This window comes from Streptomyces sp. TLI_55 (genome assembly GCF_900206255.1).
Classification (GTDB): Bacteria; Actinomycetota; Actinomycetes; order Streptomycetales; family Streptomycetaceae; genus Streptomyces; species Streptomyces aquilus.
Genome location: NZ_OAOJ01000001.1, coordinates 1,253,263 through 1,274,501, shown reverse-complemented (window position 1 = coordinate 1,274,501; position 21,239 = coordinate 1,253,263). Strand labels below are relative to the sequence as shown.

Annotated in this window: 21 protein-coding genes; 6 read left to right on the top strand and 15 right to left on the bottom strand. The window is 70.9% G+C overall.

All coding sequences use genetic code 11. From position 1 onward, the window contains the following. Window positions 1-3 precede the first annotated feature (3 nt). The 5 genes from CRP56_RS06005 to CRP56_RS05985 form a co-directional block, all read right to left on the bottom strand. Window positions 4-1,020, bottom strand: coding sequence for an NAD-dependent epimerase/dehydratase family protein (locus tag CRP56_RS06005; protein WP_179851293.1), 1,017 nt, complete (start codon window positions 1,018-1,020; stop codon window positions 4-6). An 89-nt stretch (window positions 1,021-1,109) separates the two neighbouring features. Then, entirely contained in the window at window positions 1,110-1,835 is a 726-nt protein-coding gene (locus tag CRP56_RS06000) for a lysophospholipid acyltransferase family protein (RefSeq protein ID WP_097260997.1), read from the bottom strand. Window positions 1,836-2,141: 306 nt separating this feature from the next. After that, on the bottom strand, window positions 2,142-3,365 hold the full coding sequence (gene rocD, locus CRP56_RS05995) for an ornithine--oxo-acid transaminase (RefSeq protein ID WP_097260995.1): 1,224 nt from the start codon (window positions 3,363-3,365) through the stop codon (window positions 2,142-2,144). Continuing rightward, window positions 3,362-4,186, bottom strand: coding sequence for a dimethylargininase (ddaH, locus tag CRP56_RS05990; RefSeq protein ID WP_097260993.1), 825 nt, complete (start codon window positions 4,184-4,186; stop codon window positions 3,362-3,364). The genes rocD and ddaH overlap by 4 nt, the downstream gene beginning before the upstream one ends. 154 nt (window positions 4,187-4,340) lie before the next feature. Beyond that, the gene (locus CRP56_RS05985; RefSeq protein ID WP_097260991.1) at window positions 4,341-4,850 is read right to left on the bottom strand and encodes an Lrp/AsnC family transcriptional regulator; all 510 of its coding nucleotides are present in this window, start codon (window positions 4,848-4,850) and stop codon (window positions 4,341-4,343) included. Window positions 4,851-4,928: 78 nt separating this feature from the next. On the opposite strand from CRP56_RS05985, the gene CRP56_RS05980 reads away from it, so the two are divergent. The 4 genes from CRP56_RS05980 to CRP56_RS05965 are packed head-to-tail and all read left to right on the top strand — an operon-like array spanning window position 4,929 to window position 8,988. Beyond that, entirely contained in the window at window positions 4,929-5,699 is a 771-nt protein-coding gene (locus tag CRP56_RS05980; RefSeq protein WP_097260989.1) for a LytR/AlgR family response regulator transcription factor, read from the top strand. 1 nt (window position 5,700) lies between these two features. Continuing rightward, window positions 5,701-6,063, top strand: a complete 363-nt coding sequence (locus CRP56_RS05975; protein ID WP_097260987.1) for a hypothetical protein — start codon at window positions 5,701-5,703, stop codon at window positions 6,061-6,063. After that, on the top strand, window positions 6,060-7,772 hold the full coding sequence (locus tag CRP56_RS05970; protein WP_097260984.1) for a sodium/solute symporter: 1,713 nt from the start codon (window positions 6,060-6,062) through the stop codon (window positions 7,770-7,772). The genes CRP56_RS05975 and CRP56_RS05970 overlap by 4 nt, the downstream gene beginning before the upstream one ends. A gap of 34 nt (window positions 7,773-7,806) precedes the next feature. Next, a complete protein-coding gene (locus CRP56_RS05965) occupies window positions 7,807-8,988 on the top strand; it encodes a sensor histidine kinase (RefSeq protein ID WP_097260982.1) in 1,182 nt (393 codons plus the stop codon). A gap of 9 nt (window positions 8,989-8,997) precedes the next feature. Here CRP56_RS05965 and CRP56_RS46625 read toward each other — a convergent pair whose 3' ends face one another. The 7 genes from CRP56_RS46625 to CRP56_RS05935 form a co-directional block, all read right to left on the bottom strand. Beyond that, window positions 8,998-9,168 (bottom strand): hypothetical protein, encoded by a 171-nt coding sequence (locus CRP56_RS46625; protein ID WP_015662072.1) that lies wholly within the window; start codon window positions 9,166-9,168, stop codon window positions 8,998-9,000. 23 nt (window positions 9,169-9,191) lie between these two features. Further along, window positions 9,192-11,021 carry a serine/threonine-protein kinase gene (locus CRP56_RS05960; protein ID WP_097260980.1) on the bottom strand — a complete coding sequence of 610 codons (1,830 nt, stop codon included), beginning with the start codon at window positions 11,019-11,021 and terminating at the stop codon, window positions 9,192-9,194. A 28-nt stretch (window positions 11,022-11,049) separates the two neighbouring features. After that, window positions 11,050-12,360: a PASTA domain-containing protein gene (locus tag CRP56_RS05955; RefSeq protein ID WP_257041890.1), complete on the bottom strand. Its 1,311-nt coding sequence runs from the start codon at window positions 12,358-12,360 to the stop codon at window positions 11,050-11,052. 86 nt (window positions 12,361-12,446) lie between these two features. After that, window positions 12,447-13,397: a cytochrome c oxidase assembly protein gene (locus CRP56_RS05950; RefSeq protein ID WP_097260976.1), complete on the bottom strand. Its 951-nt coding sequence runs from the start codon at window positions 13,395-13,397 to the stop codon at window positions 12,447-12,449. A gap of 152 nt (window positions 13,398-13,549) precedes the next feature. After that, a complete protein-coding gene (locus CRP56_RS05945; RefSeq protein WP_079309500.1) occupies window positions 13,550-14,575 on the bottom strand; it encodes a 6-phosphofructokinase in 1,026 nt (341 codons plus the stop codon). Between the two features lie 191 nt (window positions 14,576-14,766). Continuing rightward, window positions 14,767-15,495 (bottom strand): type 1 glutamine amidotransferase, encoded by a 729-nt coding sequence (locus tag CRP56_RS05940; protein ID WP_097260974.1) that lies wholly within the window; start codon window positions 15,493-15,495, stop codon window positions 14,767-14,769. Between the two features lie 16 nt (window positions 15,496-15,511). Beyond that, the gene (locus tag CRP56_RS05935) at window positions 15,512-16,750 is read right to left on the bottom strand and encodes a MurT ligase domain-containing protein (protein WP_079309502.1); all 1,239 of its coding nucleotides are present in this window, start codon (window positions 16,748-16,750) and stop codon (window positions 15,512-15,514) included. Window positions 16,751-16,855: 105 nt separating this feature from the next. Here CRP56_RS05935 and def point away from each other — a divergent pair, with 105 nt between their 5' ends. Continuing rightward, window positions 16,856-17,395, top strand: coding sequence for a peptide deformylase (gene def, locus CRP56_RS05930; protein ID WP_097260972.1), 540 nt, complete (start codon window positions 16,856-16,858; stop codon window positions 17,393-17,395). Between the two features lie 70 nt (window positions 17,396-17,465). On the opposite strand, the gene CRP56_RS05925 is transcribed toward def, so the two are convergent. Beyond that, entirely contained in the window at window positions 17,466-18,110 is a 645-nt protein-coding gene (locus CRP56_RS05925) for a TetR family transcriptional regulator (RefSeq protein ID WP_097260971.1), read from the bottom strand. A 172-nt stretch (window positions 18,111-18,282) separates the two neighbouring features. On the opposite strand from CRP56_RS05925, the gene CRP56_RS05920 reads away from it, so the two are divergent. Further along, entirely contained in the window at window positions 18,283-19,509 is a 1,227-nt protein-coding gene (locus CRP56_RS05920) for an acyl-CoA dehydrogenase family protein (protein WP_097260969.1), read from the top strand. Here CRP56_RS05920 and CRP56_RS05915 read toward each other — a convergent pair. Together CRP56_RS05915 and CRP56_RS05910 are read right to left on the bottom strand one after the other, a co-directional pair. Next, window positions 19,506-20,027 (bottom strand): cupin domain-containing protein, encoded by a 522-nt coding sequence (locus CRP56_RS05915; protein ID WP_097273759.1) that lies wholly within the window; start codon window positions 20,025-20,027, stop codon window positions 19,506-19,508. The genes CRP56_RS05920 and CRP56_RS05915 overlap by 4 nt on opposite strands. Further along, window positions 20,024-21,238: a cytochrome P450 gene (locus CRP56_RS05910; RefSeq protein WP_097260967.1), complete on the bottom strand. Its 1,215-nt coding sequence runs from the start codon at window positions 21,236-21,238 to the stop codon at window positions 20,024-20,026. The genes CRP56_RS05915 and CRP56_RS05910 overlap by 4 nt, the downstream gene beginning before the upstream one ends. Window position 21,239 lies beyond the last annotated feature (1 nt).

Genomic DNA, 21,239 nt, shown 5'->3' with positions numbered 1-21,239 from the left:
TTCTCATGCCCTGAACCAGGCGTCCTCCGCCGCGTAGTCGAAGAGGTCGCCGTACGCCTGGAGCATCTTCGGGTAGGCCTCGCGCCAGTCCCGCCCGGCCAGTTGTGCCTCGATCGAGGCGACGGACTCGGCCAGCCGGTCGGCGTACCGCACCACCGCCCGGTACCCCAACTCCCGCTCGGCGGCCGACATGTCGCACACGACCGGCACGGGCACCGACCACGGGGTGTCCCCGACGGTGGGAGCGGGCGGCGGCCCGTCGACGAGCACATCCTCCCGCTCCTCCACCCCCATCACCGCGTCGATGGCCCGAGCGATCTCCGCCACCGTCGGCGCGTCCGGATCCACCGCGTTGAGGACACGGCTGCCCGGGCGGGCGGCGGCCAGCCGGATCAACTCGGCGATGTTGTGGACGCTCGCCGGGTGGAACCGGCTCTGCCCGCCGTAGGCGAGGACCCGCCGGGTCCGTCCGTCGAGGTTGCGCTTGACGAAGTACAGCTCGCGCGGCGAGCGGCAGTACGGCCCGTGGACGGCACCGGCCCGCAACAGGGTCGTGGGCAACCGCTCACCGGCGGCGAGGAGTTCACGTTCGAGGACGACCTTGCGGGAGCTGTACGAGGTGTCGCCGGCCCGGACCGTGCGCTGTTGCTCGGTGATCGGCACGGGGTACTCGGGGAAGCCGTCCGGTTCTTCCTGCGTGTCGAAGTTCCGCCCCTTGTCGTCCTCGTACACCGACACACTGGAGATGACGACGGCGGACCCGACCCGGTCGGCGAGGGAGACCAACTGCCGTGCGTGGCCGCCTCCGTAGGCGACGACGTCGACGACGACATCGCATCCGTCACCGACGACCTCGGCGAGCACGGCGTCGTCCTCGCGGTCGCCCGGCACGGCCCGTACCCCCTCGGGCCACCCGTCGTCGCGCCCGCCACCCCGCGAGAGGGCGGTGACGTCCCACCCGTCGCGGGCCAGCACGTCCACCGCCGCCCGCCCGATCTGTCCGGCGGCCCCGATCACCACAGCACGTCGTGTCATACGGCGACGCTACGACGCCAGGGCCGACCCTCGTGGGGAACTCTGCCCAGAGCAGAGCCCGACCCCGGGCGGGCTCACCCGAGCGGCATCCGCGGGAACCGCCGCTCCTTCTCCGCCTTGGCCTCGGCCTCCTGCGCCTTGGCGACGGCCGCGTACTCGTCGACGTACTCCTGACCGGAGAGGTTCAGGATGGCGTAGATGATCTCGTCGGTGATGGCGCGCAGGATCGCCTTCTCGTCCTCCATGCCGGCGTAGCGGGAGAAGTCGAGGGGCTCGCCGAAGCGGATGACGACGGGGTGGATGTTGGGGATGACCTTCCCGGGCGGCTGCGCCTCGAAGGTGCCGATCATCGCGCAGGGGATGACGGGCACCCCGGCCTTGAGCGCCATGACCGCGACGCCGACCTTGCCCTTGTACAGCCGTCCGTCGTGCGACCGCGTGCCCTCCGGGTAGATCCCCAGCAGCTCGTCCTTGGCGAGCACCCCGAGCCCCTCCCGGATGGCCGCCTGCCCCGCCTCCTTGCCGGTACGGTCGACCGGGATCTGCCCGGCGCTCCGGAAGAAGAACGCCGTGAGCCGGCCCTTCACGCCGGGCCCGGTGAAGTACTCCTTCTTCGCGAGGAACGTGATGCGCCGCTTGAGGATCGCCGGCATCAGGAAGTGGTCCGAGAAGGACAGATGGTTCCCCGCGATGATGGCCGGACCGCTGGCCGGTACATGCTCAAGACCCTCGATCCGAGGCCGGAAGACCAGTCTCAACAAGGGTCCCAGCAACACGTACTTGAGCAGGTAATAGAACAAGGGGACGCTCCTCACTCCGGCATATCGGCTCAACCGCCGCGTTCCAGCAGGTCAACCGGCGTGTCGTGGGGGTGCCAGTGTAGGTGCATGCGGGAGCGCGGGGAACGGGGGCGCGGGTGGGGATGACCGCGGGGGCCAGCCTGGTGCGGGTGAGGGTGCGGCGGCAACGTGATCGAGTGCACGATGACGGAAACACGCGCATGAGTGGCGGACGCGGGGGTCTTGTGCGGACGGGGTGCGGCTCTCTGCCACCGGAGAGCCGCACCCCCAGCCCAGTCCGCGTCAGCGAGAGCCGCACCTCCAAGCTCAGTCCCGCGTCAGCACCTTCTCCAACGCCCCGAGCGCACCGGTGAGTTCGTCCGCAGTGATGGTCAGCGGCGGCGCCAGCCGGATCGTCGAGCCGTGGGTGTCCTTCACCAACACCCCTTCCCGCAGCAGCCGTTCGCCGATCTCGCGGCCGGTGCCGAAGGCCGGGTCGATGTCGACGCCCGCCCACAGGCCCCGGGTGCGGAAGCCGAGGACGCCCTTGCCGACCAGTTCGGTCAGGCCGTCGCGCAGGACCACGCCCAACTCGGTGGCCCGGCGCTGGAATTCGCCCGTCTCCAGGAGTTCCACCACCGCCGTGCCGACCGCGGCCGCGAGCGGGTTTCCGCCGAACGTCGAGCCGTGCTCGCCGGGGCGCAGCACGCTCAGGACGTCACGCCGGGCCACCACCGCCGACACCGGCACGATGCCGCCGCCCAGCGCCTTGCCGAGGAGCAGGACGTCCGGGACGACCGACTCGTGGTCCACGGCGAGGGTGCGGCCCGTGCGGCCGAGGCCCGACTGGATCTCGTCGGCGATGAAGAGGCAGCCCTTGCGGCGGGTCAGCTCGCGGACGCCGGTCAGATAGCCGTCGTCGGGGATCATCACGCCGGCCTCGCCCTGGATCGGCTCCAGCAGCACCGCGGCCGTCGTCTCGTCGACCGCCGCCTCCAGGGCCGCGAGGTCGTTGTAGGGCACGATCCGGAAGCCCGGGGTGAAGGGGCCGAAACCGGCCCTCGCCGTCTCGTCCGTGGAGAACGACACGATCGTCGTCGTACGGCCGTGGAAGTTCTCCGCCGCCACGACGATCGTCGCCTGGTCGGCCGGGACGCCCTTCACGTCGTACGCCCATTTGCGGGCAACCTTGATGCCGGACTCGACCGCCTCGGCGCCCGTGTTCATCGGCAGCACCATGTCCAGGCCGGTCAACTCGGCCAGCCGCTCGGCGAATTCGGCCAGTTTGTCGTTGTGGAAGGCGCGGGAGGTGAGGGTGAGGCGGTCCAGCTGGCGGTGGGCGGCCTCGATGAGGGCCGGGTGGCGGTGGCCGAAGTTGAGGGCCGAGTAGCCCGCCAGCATGTCCAGGTAGCGGCGGCCCTCGACGTCCTCGACCCAGGTGCCCTCGGCGCGGGCGACGACCACCGGAAGCGGGTGGTAGTTGTGTGCCAGGACCGGCTCTTCGGCGCGGATCAGGTCGGCGGAGGTGCGCGTGGTCACGGGAGCGGTCATGAACGGATCTCCTGAGTGCAGCACTTGATGCCGCCGCCTGCCTTGCGGAACTCGGACAGGTCGACGGGCACGGGGACATAGCCGTGGTCGGCGAGGGCGGCGGACAGGGACTCGGCCTGCGGTGCGATGAAGACGTTTTGGCCGTCGGACACGGAGTTCAGGCCGAAGGCCAGCGCGTCGTCCAGGGTGGCCAGCACCGCGTTCGGGAACAGGCGTGCCAGCACCTCCCGGCTGCCCGGCGAGAACGCCTCCGGGTAGTAGGAGATGTTGTTGCCCTCGGCGGAGTCGTCGAGGACGAACAGCGCCGTGTCCAGGTGGTAGAAGCGCGGGTCCACCAGCGTCAGGCTGATCACCGGGTGCCCGAAGAACTCCTGCACCTCGCGGTGCGCCTCCCGGGTGGTGCGGAAACCGGTGCCGGCCAGCATGTACCGGCCCGTCCAGACCAGGTCGCCCTCGCCCTCGCAGACCGACTCGGGGCGGTGGACGTCGAAGCCGGCCGCCTTGAACCAGGTGTCGTAGTGCGTGGACTCGGGGCGCCGCTCGGGCGCGTGGAAGAGGGAGCCGAAGACGCGGCCGTCCACGACGACCGCCGAGTTCGCGGCGAAGACCATGTCCGGGAGACCGGGGGCCGGCTCCACGCTGTCGATGGTGTGGCCGTGGGCCCGGTAGGCGCCGATCAGCGCCTGCCACTGTTCCCGGGCCAGGTCCACGTCGACGCGGACATCGGGTTGCATCCAGGGATTGATCGCGTACTGCACGGCGAAATGTCTGGGTTCGCAGACGAGGAATCGCCGACGGCGCGGCACACGGGAGTCGGACACAGAGGGGTTCCTCCGCTTCCTGCGGTGTCGACTGGGGGTTGACACCAAGGTAGGAAGTGACGGTCCCACCCGACAAGCAACGAGAATTGCGTGTCTGCGCAGGAATGCTGCGTCTTCGACCATGAACGCGCAGCTTCACTGCGCGTTCGGATGTTTATTCGGGCGATGGTGAGGGCGACGGTGCGGGAGCCGGCTGGGTGGCGCCCGCCTCGGGGCTCTCCGGCAGCAGATGGGACAGCACCATCACGCTGATCGTCTTGCGGATGAAGGGCTCCACGCGGATGCGTTCCAGCACCTCCTCGAAGTGCTCCACGTCCCGCGCCCGCACATGCAGCAGCGCGTCCGCGCCCCCGGTCACCGTCATCGCCGCCGTGATCTCCGGATGGTTGCGCACCACCTCCGCGAGCCGCCGCGGCGGGGCCGCGCCCTCGCAGTACACCTCGACGTACGCCTCGGTGCGCCAGCCCAGCGCGGACGGCTGCACGGTCGCCGTGAACCCGGTGATGACCCCGGTCTCCCGGAGCCGGTCCACCCGCCGTTTGACCGCAGTGGAGGACAGTCCGATCGCGGCGCCGATCTCCGCGAAGGACGTCCGGGCGTTCGCCATCAGCGCGCTGATGATCTTCCGGTCGAGTGCGTCGAACGCGGGGGGCCTGCTGTTCATGGCGGCACGATACCCAGCGGGAACGTCCACGCCCCGGCACATGTCCAGACGTACGAATTACTCCTACACTCCGGGTTCATGCTGCGCGCCCTGGCTGTCGACGACGAACGCCCCTCGCTGGAGGAACTGCTCTACCTCCTCAACGCCGACCCCCGCATCGGCAGCGCGGCGGGCGCCGGCGACGCGACCGAGGCGCTGCGCCGGATCAACCGCGCGCTGGAGTCGGGGCCGGACGGCCCGGAGGCGATCGACGTCGTCTTCCTCGACATCAACATGCCCGGCCTCGACGGCCTCGACCTCGCCCGGCTGCTCACCGGCTTCGCCAAGCCCCCGCTGGTCGTGTTCGTCACCGCCCACGAGGACTTCGCCGTCCAGGCCTTCGACCTCAAGGCCGTCGACTACGTCCTCAAGCCCGTCCGCAAGGAGCGGCTCGCCGAGGCCGTACGGCGCGCCGCCGAACTCGTACGACGCCCCGCCGAACCCGACGGCCAGGCCCCCCGCATCCCCGTGCACGAACCCGACCCCGACCACATACCCGTCGAGCTCGGCGGCGTGACCCGCTTCGTCTCCGTCGAGGACATCACCCACGTGGAAGCCCAGGGCGACTACGCCCGGCTGCACACCACCAAGGGCAGCCATCTGGTCCGCATCCCGCTGTCCACCCTGGAGGAGCGCTGGCGCTCCCGCGGCTTCGTCCGCATCCACCGCCGCCATCTGGTCGCCCTGCGCCACATCGGTGAACTCCGCCTCGACACCGGCACGGTCAGCGTCCTGGTCGGCAGCGAGGAACTCCAGGTCAGCCGGCGCCACGCCCGCGAACTGCGGGACCTGCTGATGCGGAGGACCTGACATGCCGCACCAGGACCCCGCCGAACGCCGTGTCGTCGTCACCGGCCCGCCCCGCCGCACCCGGCGCGCCTCCGGCTACTACCGCCCGCGCACCGAGATCGACGAACAGACCACCCTCGGCCACACCTACGTCCGCTCCCTCATGCGCAGCCAACTCCGCGCCGGACTCACCGTGTTCGCCGTCCTCGGCCTCCTCATCGGCCCGCTCCCGCTGCTGTTCGCCGCGCTGCCCGACGCCCGCCGGCTGGAGTGGGCGGTCCTCGGCTTCGGCGTCTACGTCCCGCTGGTGCTGCTCGCCCGCTGGTACGTGCGGCGCGCCGAGCGCAACGAACGGGACTTCGTGCGGCTCGTCGAGGACCGATGAACTCCAGTTACGCCGTTCCGGCCGTCGCCCTCGTCGTCGTCGCCACCGTCCTCGTCGGCGCCTTCGGCCTGCGCATCTCCCGCACCACCTCCGACTTCTACGTCGCCTCCCGCACCGTGGGGCCACGGCTGAACGCGGCGGCCATCAGTGGCGAGTACCTGTCGGCGGCGTCCTTCCTCGGTATCGCGGGCCTCGTCCTCGTCCAGGGCCCGGACATGCTCTGGTACCCGGTCGGCTACACCGCCGGATACCTGGTCCTCCTGCTCTTCGTCGCCGCCCCGCTGCGCCGCTCCGGGGCGTACACGCTCCCCGACTTCGCCGAGGCCCGGCTCGCCTCCCAGGCGGTACGACGGCTGGCCGGGGCCTTCGTCGTCGGGGTCGGCTGGCTGTACCTGCTGCCCCAACTCCAGGGCGCCGGGCTGACGTTGCAGGTGCTGACCGGCGCCCCCGACTCGCTGGGCGGAGTCATCGTCGCCGTGGTCGTGGTCGCCACCGTCGCCGCCGGCGGCATGCGCAGCATCACCTTCGTGCAGGCCTTCCAGTACTGGCTCAAGCTCACCGCCCTCCTCGTCCCCGCCCTGTTCCTGATCCTCGCCTGGCAGGGCGACGGCGCCCCCAGCCACGCCTTCGAGGAACCGGCGACCTTCCGCGAGCAGCGCGTGGTCCGCGTCGGCGACAGCCTCGACCTGAAGCTGGACCGCCCGCTGACCGTCACCGTGGACGGCACCGTCGACGGCCGCACCCACACGGACACCGCGCTGCGCCTCCCCGCCGGCACCCATCACATCGACGCCGGCACCCTGCTCACCTTCGCCGCGGGCGACCCCGTCCCCCAGGCCGACCGCCGCAGCGACGCCGGCCTTTCGCCCTCGCAGGCCGAGAGCCGCGGCGAACGCCCGCTGTACGCCACGTACGGCCTGATCCTCGCGACCTTCCTCGGCACCATGGGCCTGCCGCACGTCGTCGTCCGCTTCTACACCAGCCCGCACGGCGTCGCCGCCCGCCGCACCACCGTCGCCGTGCTCGGCCTGATCGGCGCCTTCTACCTGCTGCCGCCCGTCTACGGCGCCCTCGGCCGCCTCTACGCCCCCGAGCTCACCCTCACCGGGGACGCGGACGCCGCCGTCCTGCTGCTGCCGGACCGGGTGATCGGCGGCCTGGGCGGCGACCTGCTCGGCGCGCTGGTCGCCGGGGGCGCCTTCGCCGCGTTCCTCTCCACCGCCTCCGGGCTGACCATGGCCGTCGCGGGCGTGCTCACCCAGGACGTGCTGCCGTCGCGCGGCGTACGGCACTTCCGCCTTGGCACGGTCATCGCCATGGCCGTACCGCTGGCGGCGAGCGCCCTGGTCGGCGGGTTGCCGGTCGCCGACGCGGTGGGCCTGGCCTTCGCCGTGTCCGCCTCCTCCTTCTGCCCGCTGCTCGTGCTCGGCATCTGGTGGCGGCGGCTGACCCCGCCGGGCGCGGCGGCCGGGATGCTGGTCGGCGGCGGCTCCGCGCTGGTGGCGGTCGCGGCGACCATGGCCGGACTCCCCGGTTCCGGCGCGGTGCGCGCCCTGCTCGCCTGGCCGGCCCTCTGGTCGGTGCCGCTGGGGTTCCTCACCATGGTCCTGGTGTCCCTGGCGACCCCCGGCAAGGTCCCGGCCGGGACGGCGGCGATCCTGGCCCGCTTCCATCTGCCGGAAGAGCTGCGGACGGAGGTGAAGGCATGAGCGCATGCCGCGAGCACACGGGGGAAGCGGGGCGATGAGCGGATTCCTCGCCGGGCTGTGCGTGGCGATCCTGCCCCTGCTCGCCGCCGGCTTCTGGCTCGGCCGCCGTACCGCGCGCTCCGAGAACCTCGGCGGCCTCGGCACCCCCGTCGAGCACGCCACCTTCGAGACCCTGCACACCGCGTCCCTCGCCGCGCCGCCGCTGCGCGCGGGACTGACGGAGGAGACGGCCCGCAAGTCGGCCCGCAGACTACGGACCTTGCTCGGCACGGACGCCCTGTGCCTGACCGACCAGGAGCGGGTCCTCGTCTGGGACGGCGTCGGCGGCCATCACCGCGACGAGATCATGAAACGCCTCGCCGGGCCCCTGGAGACCGGCCGCGGCGAGGCCTTCCCGCTGACCTGCGACGCCCTCGACTGCACCGTGAGCTGGGCCGTGGTCGCCCCGCTCACCGTCGACGACCGCGTCCACGGCGCCCTCGTGGCCTGCGCGCCCCGCGAGTCCGCGGTGCTCGTGCGGGCCGCCGGGGAGGTCGCCCGCTGGGTCTCCGTCCAGCTGGAACTCGCCGACCTCGACCGGTCCCGCACCCGTCTCATCGAGGCCGAGATCAAGGCCCTGCGCGCCCAGATCTCCCCGCACTTCATCTTCAACTCCCTCGCGGTCATCGCGTCGTTCGTGCGCACCGACCCCGAGCGGGCCCGCGAACTGCTCCTGGAGTTCGCCGACTTCACCCGCTACAGCTTCCGCCGGCACGGCGACTTCACCACCCTCGCCGACGAACTCCACGCCATCGACCACTACTTGGCGCTCGTGCGGGCCCGCTTCGGCGACCGCCTCTCCGTCACCCTGCAGATCGCCCCCGAGGTACTGCCGGTCACCCTGCCCTTCCTCTGCCTCCAGCCGCTCGTCGAGAACGCCGTCAAGCACGGCCTGGAAGGCAAGGCGGACAAATGCCACATCCAGATCACGGCACAGGACGCGGGCGCCGAAGCCCTCGTCGTCATCGAGGACGACGGCGCGGGAATGGACCCCTCCGTACTGCGCCGCATCCTCGCCGGCGAGGTCAGCCCCTCGGGCGGGATCGGGCTGTCCAATGTCGACGACCGGCTGCGCCAGGTGTACGGCGACGACCACGGCCTCGTCATCGAGACCGCCGTCGGCGCGGGCATGAGGATCACCGCCCGGCTGCCGAAGTACCAGCCGGGCGTCCACTAGGCGCCGGCCTCAGGTGCTGCGGGTGACGACCATCCCGAGCGTGATCAGTCCCAGCACGACCCAGCCGAACCACAGCCAGCCGTTGCTGCCGAGCGCCACCGTGTAGGCGGTCACCACGACGAGTCCGCCGACGGTGAGCACCCCCATCGTTCTGGTCGAGCCGTCCGTGGAACCGGGCATCGCGACACCCTCCTCGGGATTCCTCAGGATCCGTCCCCCTCCATGGTGCCCCCGTTCTGCTTCCTGACGGTGCAGACGACGAAATGAGTGCCCGCCTTCCACGGGCCCTCGCTCGTCCAGGACCCCGCCCGGTACACTGACGGGTCGAAGCCGTAGTCGCCGGGCGCCACATCCCGGCCACAGGCCAGGTCCGCCGCCTCGGCGCCCGCCTCCTCCAGCGTCACGTCCTGGGCCAAACGGGTGAACCCGAGGACCTCCTCGTCGTGCGGCCCCGCACAGTTCACCAGCCGCGCGTCCCGGTTGGACCGCACCTCCAGACAGTCCCGCTTCTGCATGGACGACACGTCGAGGAACTTCGTCCCCGGCTTCCGGTGCCCGCCGAGCGGCCCGTACACCGGCCCGTGCGCGCCCACCACCAGACATGCCGTACGGCGTCCCGCGGCCGTGAACCCCTGGGCGGTCGGTACGAGGGCGAGGCTGCGCACATCGGCCAGCTTCCCGCGGATCTCCTGGGTCACCTCCTCGCAGCGCGCCGGACCCCGATCCCGCGCCTCGGCCGCCGACGCGGCGGCGACGAAGGCCATCACCTGCCCGTCCGGCGGCCCGCCGCACCGCGCGTCCAGCGCCACCTGCGGCGTCCCCTGGAAGGGCACCCCGCTCGGCCAGTCCACGGTCACGCAGTCACCGTCGCGCAGCGCTCTACCGAGCCCGACGTCCGTCCCGTACGGCGATGCCGTCGCGCCGCCACCACCGCCCCCGGGCGCCTGCTGCGCCACGGCGTACCAGACCCCGCCCCCGACGAGTGCCAGCCCCAGCAGCCCGGCGAGGGCCGAGTACAGGGCCCGCGGACGGGTCCGCCGCCGACTCCCGCCACCGCTGGTGACCAGCGGCGGCGGTGCCACCGGACCGGGCGGGGGCGGCGCGGGCTGCGCCCACGGCGGCTGGGAGCCCAGGTCCGTCTGGGTCCGGGCGAACGGATCGGCGTGCGGCGTGACGATCTGCGACAGCGCCGTCTCCGCCTGCGCGGCGGAGATCCGCAGCTCCGGCTCCTTGACCAGCATCGCCGCCAGTACGGGGGCCAGGGCGCCCGCCCGCACCGGTGGCCGCGGCTCCTCCGTCACCACCGCGCTGATCTCCGCGAAGTGCGAGTCGCGCTCGAAGGGACCGCACCCCTCCACCGCGTGGTAGAGCGTGCACCCCAGCGAGAACAGGTCGGCGGCCGGCGTGGGCGAGCCACCCGTGGCCCGCTCCGGCGCCAGATAACCGGCCGTACCGACCAGCACCGACGTCAGCGTGTACCGCGTCTCCCCGGCGTCCGGCTGCACCGAGATGCCGTAGTCGGTGAGCAGGACGCGGCCGTACGGCGACCCGCCTCGGTCCGGCGCGAGCAGGATGTTCGCCGGTTTCACGTCCCGGTGCATGACGCCCCGCTCGTGCCCGGCGGTCAGCGCGTCGAGGACGGCGAGCCCGATGCGGGCGCACTCGGCGGGGGCCAGCGGGCCGCGCCGGGCGACCAGCTCACGCAGGTCCACCGCGCCCGGTATGTACTCCATGACGATCCAGGGCAGTCCGTCGTGCTCCAGCACGTCGTGCACGGTCAGGACGTGCGGGTGGCCGCGCAGTCCGGCCGCGTGCCGGGCCTCCGCGCGGGCCCGGGCGACCCGGGCCTCCCGCTCGTCACCGGCCTCGGACGGGTCCCGGAAGACGATCTCCTTGAGCGCGACCTCGCAGGCGAGTCTCTGGTCGTGGGCGAGCCACACATGGCCCATGCCACCGCTGCCCAGCTGGTTCAGCAGCAGATAGCGGCCGGCGATGACCCGGCCCACTCCCGATGTCGATGGTCCTGAAGGCATCCGGTGACTCCCGGGTTCTGCGGGGGCGCTACGTGGAGACGCTTGCGGTCGGCACCTGGGGCGCGGACTCGCTGCTCGGCGGCGGCGCGACGGTCGTCACGGGCGGCGGCGCGCTGGTCGTCACCGGGGGAGCGCTGGTGGTCTCCGGCGGTGGCGGGGACGGCGGCGGTGCGCTGGTGACGGTCGGCGGCGAGGTCGACGGTGAGGTCGAAATCGACGGGGACGTGGACGTCGACGGGCCGGAGGGTGTGCTCGTCGAGGGACTGCTCGACGGGCTGCTGGACGGCGACTTCGACGTGCTGCCGCTCGACTCCGGCGCGGAGGTACCGGGCGTCGACGGCCCGGACACGGAGGGCTCCGACGGCGGGGGAGAGATGGTGTCGCCGCCTCCGGACGACGAAGACGAACCCTCCGCCACGCTCAGCATCACGTACTGCCCGAACCGCAGTTCGGTCCCGGCCGGCGGATCGGTCGCCGTGACCCGCGCACCGTCCGCCGGCACCGACCCGGTGTCGTACCCGGCCGCGAGCCCCTTGTCGGCCAGCGTCTGACGGGCCTCGCCGAAGGTCTTCCCCGCAAGACCGGGGACGGCCTCGGTCTTCCGGGTGTCGAAGGTGGCGTCCTTCGCGCCCCCGGTGCCGACCGGCCGGTTGATCCCGCGGTCGGGATCGTCCACGTCGACCAGGGCGATCTTCTCCAGGGGACGGGCCGCGGGCCGCACGGCCACGGCCGAGGAACGGTCGTACCCCTTCCACTCCTGGTTCCCGTCCTCGAACTTGACCGAGATGCGGTTCGTGTCACCCGTGAAAGGACGCAGTGGATTTCCGCAGCTGCACTTCACGGCCGGCTGCCCCTGCTGATCGACGAGAATCGCGATTCCGGCCTGGAGCAGCGAGTCGTAGGGAACGGCCTTTCCTTTTTTGTAGTCGTGGTTCTTGACGAGAGTGTCGTGACGCAACAGAACCGGTGTGAGCCGATTGAGATATTCCGGTATCTCGCCGGTGGTGATTCCCAGGGCACGCGCCCACGCCTGTGCCTTCTGGTCGTTCGTGGGATCGGTGAGGAATGCCCTGAGTTTCTTGACGTCACAGACAGTCTGTTGCTTCGAGCCGCCGTACAGACCCGGAGTGTCGCCCTGTTGCAGACTGCCTCGCACGGGCTGCGCCTTGACGTCCGGCGCGTCCTGGCCGAGCCCGCTGCGTTCGTCGAAGAACGGCGCGAGCGACGGCACACCGGCCGCGACCGCCTTCACCACCAGCAAAGGCGTTCCTCTGTCGCACCCACTCACCGCGAGAACGAGAACCAACAGACACGCGACCTTCGTCGCGAGCCTTTGCATAAATGCGCGAAATGTCATCACCGCTCCCCCCGGCGGTTCCCCCAACGCGCTTCATGCTACTGAATGACGAAGTCGCAAAAGGCCTTTCAGCGCCCACGTGCGTTCAATGAGGCCAAATAGGCGTTGTATGCCTCGAGTTCCTTGTCGCCGTCCCGGTCGGCGGCCCGGTCCTTGCGCCGGGCCTGCCGCTGCTCCGAGCCGTACCACTGGAACAGCAGCGCGAGCAGCACCAGCACGGACGGGATCTCACTGAACGCCCAGGCGATCCCGCCCGCGGCGTTCTGGTCGGACAGCGCGTCGATACCGAGCGAGGCGGGTGGGTTCTTGAACGTCTCGACCATCGGGGTCGACGCCATCATCAACGCGATCCCGAAGAACGCGTGGAACGGCATGCCCGCGAACAGCTCCAGCATCCGCATCAGATAACCCGGCCGGTGCGGTCCCGGGTCGACGCCGATGATCGGCCAGAAGAACACGACACCCACGGCCAGGAAGTGCACCATCATCGCGAGGTGCCCGGTCTTCGACCCCATCAGGAAGTCGAAGATCGGCGTGAAGTACAGCGCGTACAGGCTCGCGATGAACAGCGGGATCGTGAACGCCGGATGCGTGATGATCCGCATGTACCGGCTGTGCAGCAGCGCCAGCAGCAGCTCACGCGGCCCCTTGCGCCCCTTGCCGGCGGCGGGCAGCACCCGCAGCGCGAGGGTCACGGGAGCACCGAGCAGGATCAGGATCGGCGACAGCATGCTGATGACCATGTGCTGCACCATGTGCACGCTGAACATGACCATGCCGTAGTCGTTGAGCCGGGTGCACATCACGAGCATGATCGTCAGCACGCCGACGACGAACGACACCGTCCGCCCCGCCGACCAGGCGTCCCCACGCCGCCGCAGCCGGAAGACCCCGTACCCGTACAGCCCGAGCCCCACGAGGCAGGCGACGAGAAAGAACGGGTCGGCCGACCACTGAAGCCCCCGCCCCAGCGTGAACGGCGGCAGATCCATGGTCATGCCGTGCCCGCTGTGATCCATTACGCCGGCTCCTGATTCGTGGGGGTTGTGCACTTACGTCCGCCCCAAGACTAAAGCTGCCCCCGGCGCCTATTGACACCGGGGGCAGTCAACGCCCTAGGGGCGCGGGGAACTGCGCGAGCAACCACGAACAACCCGCACCCGCCAGCCGACTAGAGCACGCACTCCGCTTCCGCGTACCGCTCCTCAGGAACCGTCTTCAACGTCTCCACCGCCTCAGCCAACGGCACCATCACGATGTCCGTCCCCCGCAGCGCGGTCATGTGCCCGAACTCCCCCCGGTGCACAGCCTCCACCGCATGCCACCCGAACCGCGTGGCAAGAACACGGTCGTACGCGGTAGGCGTACCGCCCCGCTGCACATGCCCCAGGATCACCGGCCGCGCTTCCTTCCCCAGCCGCTGCTCCAGCTCGATGGACAGCTGCCGCGCGATCCCCGCGAAGCGTTCGTGCCCGTAGATGTCCTTGCCGCCCTCGTCGAACGCCATGGACCCCGGCGCCGGCTTCGCACCCTCCGCCGCGACGACGATGGCGAACCGCTTGCCGGCCTCGAACCGCTCGCCGACCCGCCGCGCCAACTCCTCGATGTCGAAGGGCCGTTCCGGTACGACGATGGCGTGCGCGCCGGCCGCCATGCCGGAGTGCAGCGCGATCCAGCCGGTGTGCCGCCCCATGACCTCGACGACGAGCACGCGCTGATGCGACTCGGCGGTGGTCTTGAGCCGGTCCAGGGCCTCCGTGGCCACGCCGACGGCCGTGTCGAAGCCGAAGGTGACGTCCGTGACCGCGATGTCGTTGTCGATGGTCTTCGGCACGCCGACGATCGGCAGGCCCGCGTCGGACATCAGCCGGGCCGCTTTCAGCGTGCCCTCGCCGCCGATCGGGATGATCGCGTCGAGACCGAGCTCGGCGACATGCCCCTTGGCCCGCTCCACCCCGTCACGCAGATGGGAGGGCTGGACCCGGGAGGAGCCGAGGATCGTGCCGCCGCGGGCGAGGATGCCGCCCACCGCGTCGAGGTCGAGCTTGAGGTAGTCGCACTCCAGGAGACCCTTCCAGCCGTCCCGGAAGCCGATGACCTCGTCGCCGTGGTCGGCGACGGCACGGTGCACGACGGACCGGATGACGGCGTTCAGGCCGGGGCAGTCGCCGCCGGACGTGAGGACACCAATGCGCATAGCCCGAAACAACCTTCTCAACGTGGGCCGGGGACCGGACCACGCTGTCCGGCTCGATCCCCGCCACCCTAGCGGCAGGAGGGGGCGGGACCGAACCGTGCGTCCGCCTGCTGGACGGCCCCGCTCAGGTGTGCGGACACATCGTCAGACGGGCTGGTGAAGTCACCCTTGAGTACTGGTGAACCTCCAGCTCACGCGGGCTGCTGCGCGGATGCGATGCGCTCGTTGCGCAGCGCCTCGTACCAGCGGTCGTCGGTCGGCGGCAGCGCGTTCACGTCGAGCGCCAGCTTCAGCAGCAGGTCGGCGATGAGCGGGTTCCGCGCCAGCACCGGACCGTGCATGTAGGTACCGAAGACCGTGTCGTTGTACGCGCCCTCCGTGCCGTCCCCCGTGCCGTTGCCGTTGCCCAGGCGGACGTTGGCGAGCGGGCGGGCGGTGGGGCCGAGGTGGGTGACGCCCTGGTGGTTCTCGAAGCCGGTCAGCGGGGGCAGCCCGAGGCGCGGGTCGATGTCGGCGAGGACGTCACCGACGCACCGCGCGCCCTCACCACGGACCGAGACCACGTCGAGCAGCCCGAGACCGGGCTCCCGCTGGCCGAGGTCGTTGATGAACTCGTGCCCGAGGATCTGGTACCCGGCACACACCGAGAACACGATCGCGCCGTTCTCCACCGCCCGGTGCAGTCCGCCGTCCCGGCGCAGCCGCTCCGCCGCGAGCCGCTGCGGACGGTCCTCGCCGCCGCCGATGAGGTAGATGTCCCCGGAGGTCGGGATCGGCTGGTCGCTGCGCACGTCGAGCCGGGCCACGTCGAGGCCCCGCTGCCGCGCCCGGCGCTCCACGACCAGGACGTTGCCCTGGTCGCCGTACGTGCTGAGCAGGTCGGGATAGATCCAGACGACCCGCAGCTGGTTGTCGCTCACAAAAGTCCCCTGAGTGTCAGTTGCCGACGCGGCGGCGCAGGTCCTGGAAGGCGGTGTAGTTGGCGATGACCTCGATGCGGCCCGGCGGGCACAGCTGCACGGCCTGGTCGAGGTTCTCGCAGACCTGGAAGTGCTGGTTGGCGACTTCCAGACGCACCGCGAGATCGAGCTTGCGGTCACCGATGACGCAGATCGGGTGGCCGGTCAGCCGCGTGTAGTCGACGTCCCACAGCCAGGAGGTGTCGGTGCCGTCGGCGCCGCGCGCGTTCACCGAGAGGATCACCGGGGTCGGCGGCGGATCGATGAGGCTGAACGTTTCGAGCCAGCCGGCCGGGTTCTTCGCGAGCAGCAGCCGCAGATCACGCTGCTGGAACTGCACCACGTCATACCGCCCGGCGACGGCCTGCACCTGGTACATGCGCTCCAGCGCGACCTGCGGCGGAACGCCGAACACGGCGGCGACGGCGGCCGACGAGGCGGCGTTGGCCTTGTTGGCGCGGCCGGGCAGCTGCAGATGGATCGGCCAGGCGGAACCGTGCGGGTCCAGCACGTGGTCCCCCGACAGCGCCCAGCTCGGCGTCGGCCGCCGGAACCCGCACTCTCCGCAGAACCAGTCGTCGCCCGGCCGCTGCATCACACCACCGCAGGACGGGCAGGACCAGGCGTCGTCCTTCCACATCTGCCCGGCGGCGACCCAGACGACGTTGGGGGAGGAGGAGGCGGCCCACACGACCAGCGGGTCGTCGGCGTTGGCGACGATGACGGCCTTGCTGCCGGCCAGCCCCTCACGCCAGGCCTCGGCGAGCATGCGCGTCTCGGCGGCACGGTCGAGCTGGTCGCGGGAGAGGTTGAGCAGCGCGATGCACTTCGGCGCGGTGTCCCGGGCGACGCCGGCGAGGTACTTCTCGTCGACCTCGATCACGCCGTAGCGGGCGTCCGAGCTGCCGGCGAGAGCCGAGGTGATGCCGGCGGGCATGTTGGCGCCGAGCGCGTTGGACACGACGGGCCCGGCGGCCCGCAGCGCCTCGGCGATCAGCCTGGTGGTCGTGGTCTTGCCGTTGGTCGCCGAGACAAGAACCACATCCAGGTTCTGGGCGAGCCGGGCGAGGAGGTCGGGGTCGAGCTTGAGCGCCACCCGGCCGCCGATCACCGAACCGCTGCCGCGCCCCGCGGCGCGCGACGCCGCCGCGACCGCCTTGCCCGCGGTCACGGCGATCTTGGCCCGCGGCGTGAGCGGGTCCGAGTTGCCTGCCATCAGTTCTCGATCCTCCTTGCGTACGCGCCGCGCCTGACGGCAACGTGGTGGTGGTCAGCCTATCGAGATCCATTCGCAGTCCCGAATCGCCGTACCCTTGCGGCCATGCGAAACAGCTCCATTCCGGGCACCCGTGGACGCGTCCGGCGCCTCACCCTGCTCGGTGACCCCGTCCTGCACGCCCCGTGCGAGGACGTCACGGACTTCGGCCCGGAACTGGCGACGCTCGTGGAGGACTTGTTCGCGACGATGTACGCGGCCCAGGGAGTCGGCCTCGCCGCGAACCAGATCGGCGTGCCGCGGCGGGTGTTCGTCTACGACTGTCCCGACGACGAGGACGTCCGGCACCTCGGGCATGTGGTCAACCCGCGCCTGGTGGAGGCGGACGGACTGGTCCTGCGGGGCCCGGAGGGCTGCCTGTCCCTGCCGGGCCTGGAGGCGGGAACGGAACGCTACGACCACGCGGTGGTGGAGGGTTTCACGATGACGGGCGAGCCGGTGACGGTGCATGGCACGGGTTGGTTCGCAAGGTGCTTGCAGCATGAGTGCGACCACTTGGAGGGCAAGGTGTACGCGGACCGCCTGACGGGCTGGCGCCACAGCAGGTTGATGCGCCAAGTGAATCGAGCTTCTTGGCGCCGGTGAAGTGCATGCCGTCAGGGGCGCGGGGAACTGCGCGACCAGCCCCCACCGGCCGCAAGCCGAAACACAACCCTCAAAACCCCGGACCCCCCACTTTGTCCCCCGCGGCAGCGAGCCGCCCCCACAACAAGTCCGCCAGACTCCGCACCAACTCAGCCCGAGAACAAGGCCGTTCCCCCAGCCACCAGTCCCCGGCCGCATGCATCATCCCGACGATCCCGTGCCCCCACACCCGAGCCAGCTGCTGACTCCCGGGCCCGAGATCCACCCGGTCCTCGATGACCTGCGCCAACTCCTCGCCCATCCGCCGCAGCAGCGGAGCCGAGTGCTTGCCGACGTCGAACCCCTGGTCCCCGACCTGACCCCCCTCCGCGGGATGCATCAGGAACCGGTACACCTGAGGCCGCGCCTCGATCGCCGCGAGGTAGGTGTCGAGCGTGGCCTCCACCCGCTCCCGCCGCTCCGCGGGCGCGTCCAGCGCGGCCCGCAGGGAATCCAGCAGCGCGTCCGTGTGCCGCTTGGCCAACGCCGCGTAAAGTCCCCCCTTGTCACCGAAATGACGGTAGAGGATCGGCTTGGTGATGCCCGCCTCCGCGGCGATCGCGTTCATGGAGGCCTGCGGTCCGTCACGCAGGACCACCCGGTCCGCGGCCTCCAGCAGCTCGCGCCGACGGCGGTCGGCGGACCGTTGCTGATCGGTCCGCTGCGTGGTGTCCATGAGCTCTCCCCACCCGTGCTGATTCGGTAATGCCTGCGCAAGCTAACACTCACCATGCCTCATGCATCGAACGGGCTGCCGAGGTGTCATCAGGAGTTGACTTTTCCTACCGGTCGGTAACAGACTCGGGTTACCGCTAGTAACATGTATTTGCGCCGCCGCTGGAGGGGACATGGCCGAGTTCACCATGGAGCTCAACGACGAACAGAAGGAGGTCCGGGACTGGCTGCACGGCTTCGCCGCCGACGTCATCCGCCCCGCGGCCGCCGAATGGGACGAGCGTGAGGAGACTCCCTGGCCGGTCATCCAGGAGGCCGCCAAGGTCGGCATCTACTCGCTCGACTTCTACGCCCAGCAGTACTTCGACGCCACCGGCCTCGGCATCCCCATGGCGATGGAGGAGCTGTTCTGGGGCGACGCGGGCATCGCGCTGTCGATCGTCGGCACCGGTCTCGCCGCCGTCGGCGTCCTCGCCAACGGCACCGAGGAGCAGATCGGCACCTGGATCCCGCAGATGTACGGCGACGTCAACGACGTCAAGGTCGCGGCGTTCTGCTCCTCCGAGCCGGACGCCGGTTCGGACGTGGCCTCGATGCGCACCCGCGCGGTGTACGACGAGGCCAAGGACGAGTGGGTGCTCAACGGCACCAAGACCTGGGCGACCAACGGCGGCATCGCCAACGTCCATGTGGTCGTGGCCGTGGTCGACGCGGAGCTCGGCTCCAAGGGCCACGCCTCCTTCATCATCCCGCCGAACACGCCCGGCCTGTCCCAGGGCCAGAAGTTCAAGAAGCACGGCATCCGCGCCTCGCACACCGCCGAGGTCGTCCTGGAGAACGTGCGGGTGCCCGGCTCCTGCCTCCTCGGCGGCAAGGAGAAGCTCGACGAGCGCCTCGCCCGGGCCCGTGAGCGGGCCAAGCAGGGCGGCGAGCGCGTGAAGAACGCGGCGATGGCGACGTTCGAGGCCTCCCGCCCGGCGGTCGGCGCGATGGCGGTGGGCACCGCCCGGGCCGCGTACGAGGTCGCCCTCGACTACGCCAAGACCCGCGAGCAGTTCGGCCGCCCGATCATCGACAACCAGGGCGTCGCCTTCCAGCTCGCCGACATGCGTACGTCCATCGACGCCGCCCGGCTGCTGGTCTGGCGCGCCTCCTGGATGGCGATCAACGGCAAGCCGTTCACCGCGGCCGAGGGCTCGATGTCGAAGCTGTTCGCCAGCGAGACGGCCAAGAAGGTCACCGCCCAGGCGGTCCAGATCCTCGGCGGCAACGGCTACACCCGCGAGTACCCGGTCGAGCGCATGCACCGCGACGCCGCGATCTACACGATCTTCGAGGGCACGAGCGAGATCCAGCGCCTGGTCATCGCCCGCACCCTCTCGGGGATGCCGATCCGCTAACGGTGCCTGAGCGGCGTCAGCTGCTCGATGTCGTACCGCCGGCGCAGCTCCTCGATCGCCGCGTGATCCGGCGGACCCCCGCCGCCCAGGATCTCGAGCAGTTCCTCGAAGTACCGCTCGTGATCCGGCGGCGGGGACGCCTGGAAGAACATCTTGGCCGGGGTGTCCGTCGGGTTCGCGAACGCGTGCGGACAGCCCGGGGGTACGACGATCACCGTGCCCGGGGTCGCGCGTACCACCCGGCTGCCCGAACTCGACTCCCACCGCTGCCAGTTGTCGGGGGTGCGCACCCTCGGCTCGAACGCGAGCACGTCCAGCTCGCCTTCGAGGACGTAGAACAACTCCTCGCTGCGGGTGTGCACATGGGCGCCCACGTCGAAGCCGGGCGGGACGACGACCTCGAAGGTGGAGGCCGTGCGCGAGTGCGACCCGGTCACCTTGAACGTCACGTGCTGGGCGGGGGTCTGCACGACCCGGCCGTGCCCCGGGGGGACCAGCAGCCCTTCGGGAGCCGTCACCACGTCACCGGAAGCGCCTCGGGACCGCGGATCAACGCGCCCTTCTTGAAGGGGACCTGGTCCGCGGGCACCGCCAGCCTCAGCTCCGGGAGCCGGTCCAGCAGCGCGTCCACCAGCAGTTCGGACTCCAGCCGGGCCAGCATGCCGCCCGGGCAGTAATGCGGGCCGAAGCCGAAGGACACATGCGGGTTGGGGCTGCGCGTGAAGTCGATCGTCTCCGGGAACGGGAAGACGTCCGGGTCGCGGTTGGCGGCCAGGTACGACACGTAGACCGGGTCGCCGGCCCGGATGCGCACGCCCCGGATGCCCACGTCCTCCAGCGCGATCCGTGACAGGCCGACCGCGTTGCGGTGCGGGATGTAGCGCAGTAGTTCGTCGATGGCGCGGGGGCGGATCGACGGTTCCGTGCGCAGCCGGTCCGCGAGGTCCGGGCGGGTCAGCAGCAGGTAGAACATCTGGCCGCTGTTGTTCGTCACCGCCTCGCCGCCGATCTGGAGCAGCACCGCGAGCCCCACGGCCTCGTCCAGCGTCACCTCGCCGCGGCCCACCGCGGCGCCGAGCAGCGAGGCGACGTCCTCGCCCGTGCTGCCCTCCCGCAGCCCGATGAGGTCGCCGAAGTAGGCGCCCATCTCCTTCTTGGCCTTCTCGCTGACCTGTTTGCCGTGCGCGGAGGACAGGATCAGCTGGGTCCAGGTGTGCATGACGTGTCGGTCGGCCGCCGGGACGCCCATCAGCTCGCAGATCACGGCGATGGGGAACGGGGTCAGCACGGTGGCGGTGAGATCGGCGGGCGGCCCGTCCTGCACCAGCTCGTCGACCAGCTCGTCCAGCATCCGGCGGGACTTCTCCCGGACCCGCTCCACGCCCTTCGAGGTCAGCGCGGCGGCCACCGTGCGGCGCAGCCGGGTGTGGTCCGGCGGGTCCAGGAAACCGACGGCGCCCCGCTCGGGGATGAAGTGCGGGGCGAGCCGGGTGACCGGCTGGTCCATGACGGCCTCCCGGCTGAACCGGGGGTCGTTGGTCACCATCCGTACGTCGTCGTACCGGGTGACCAGCCAGGCCCAGCCCTCGCCGTTGGGCAGCTGGATCCGGGTGACCGGGCCCTCCCGCATCAGCTCGGTGAGCACCGGGTCGAAGTCGGTCCCGCTCAGGTCGAGGGCCGGCCAGTGCCGGATCGGCGGCAGGATCTCGGTGATCGTCTCTTCGGTCATG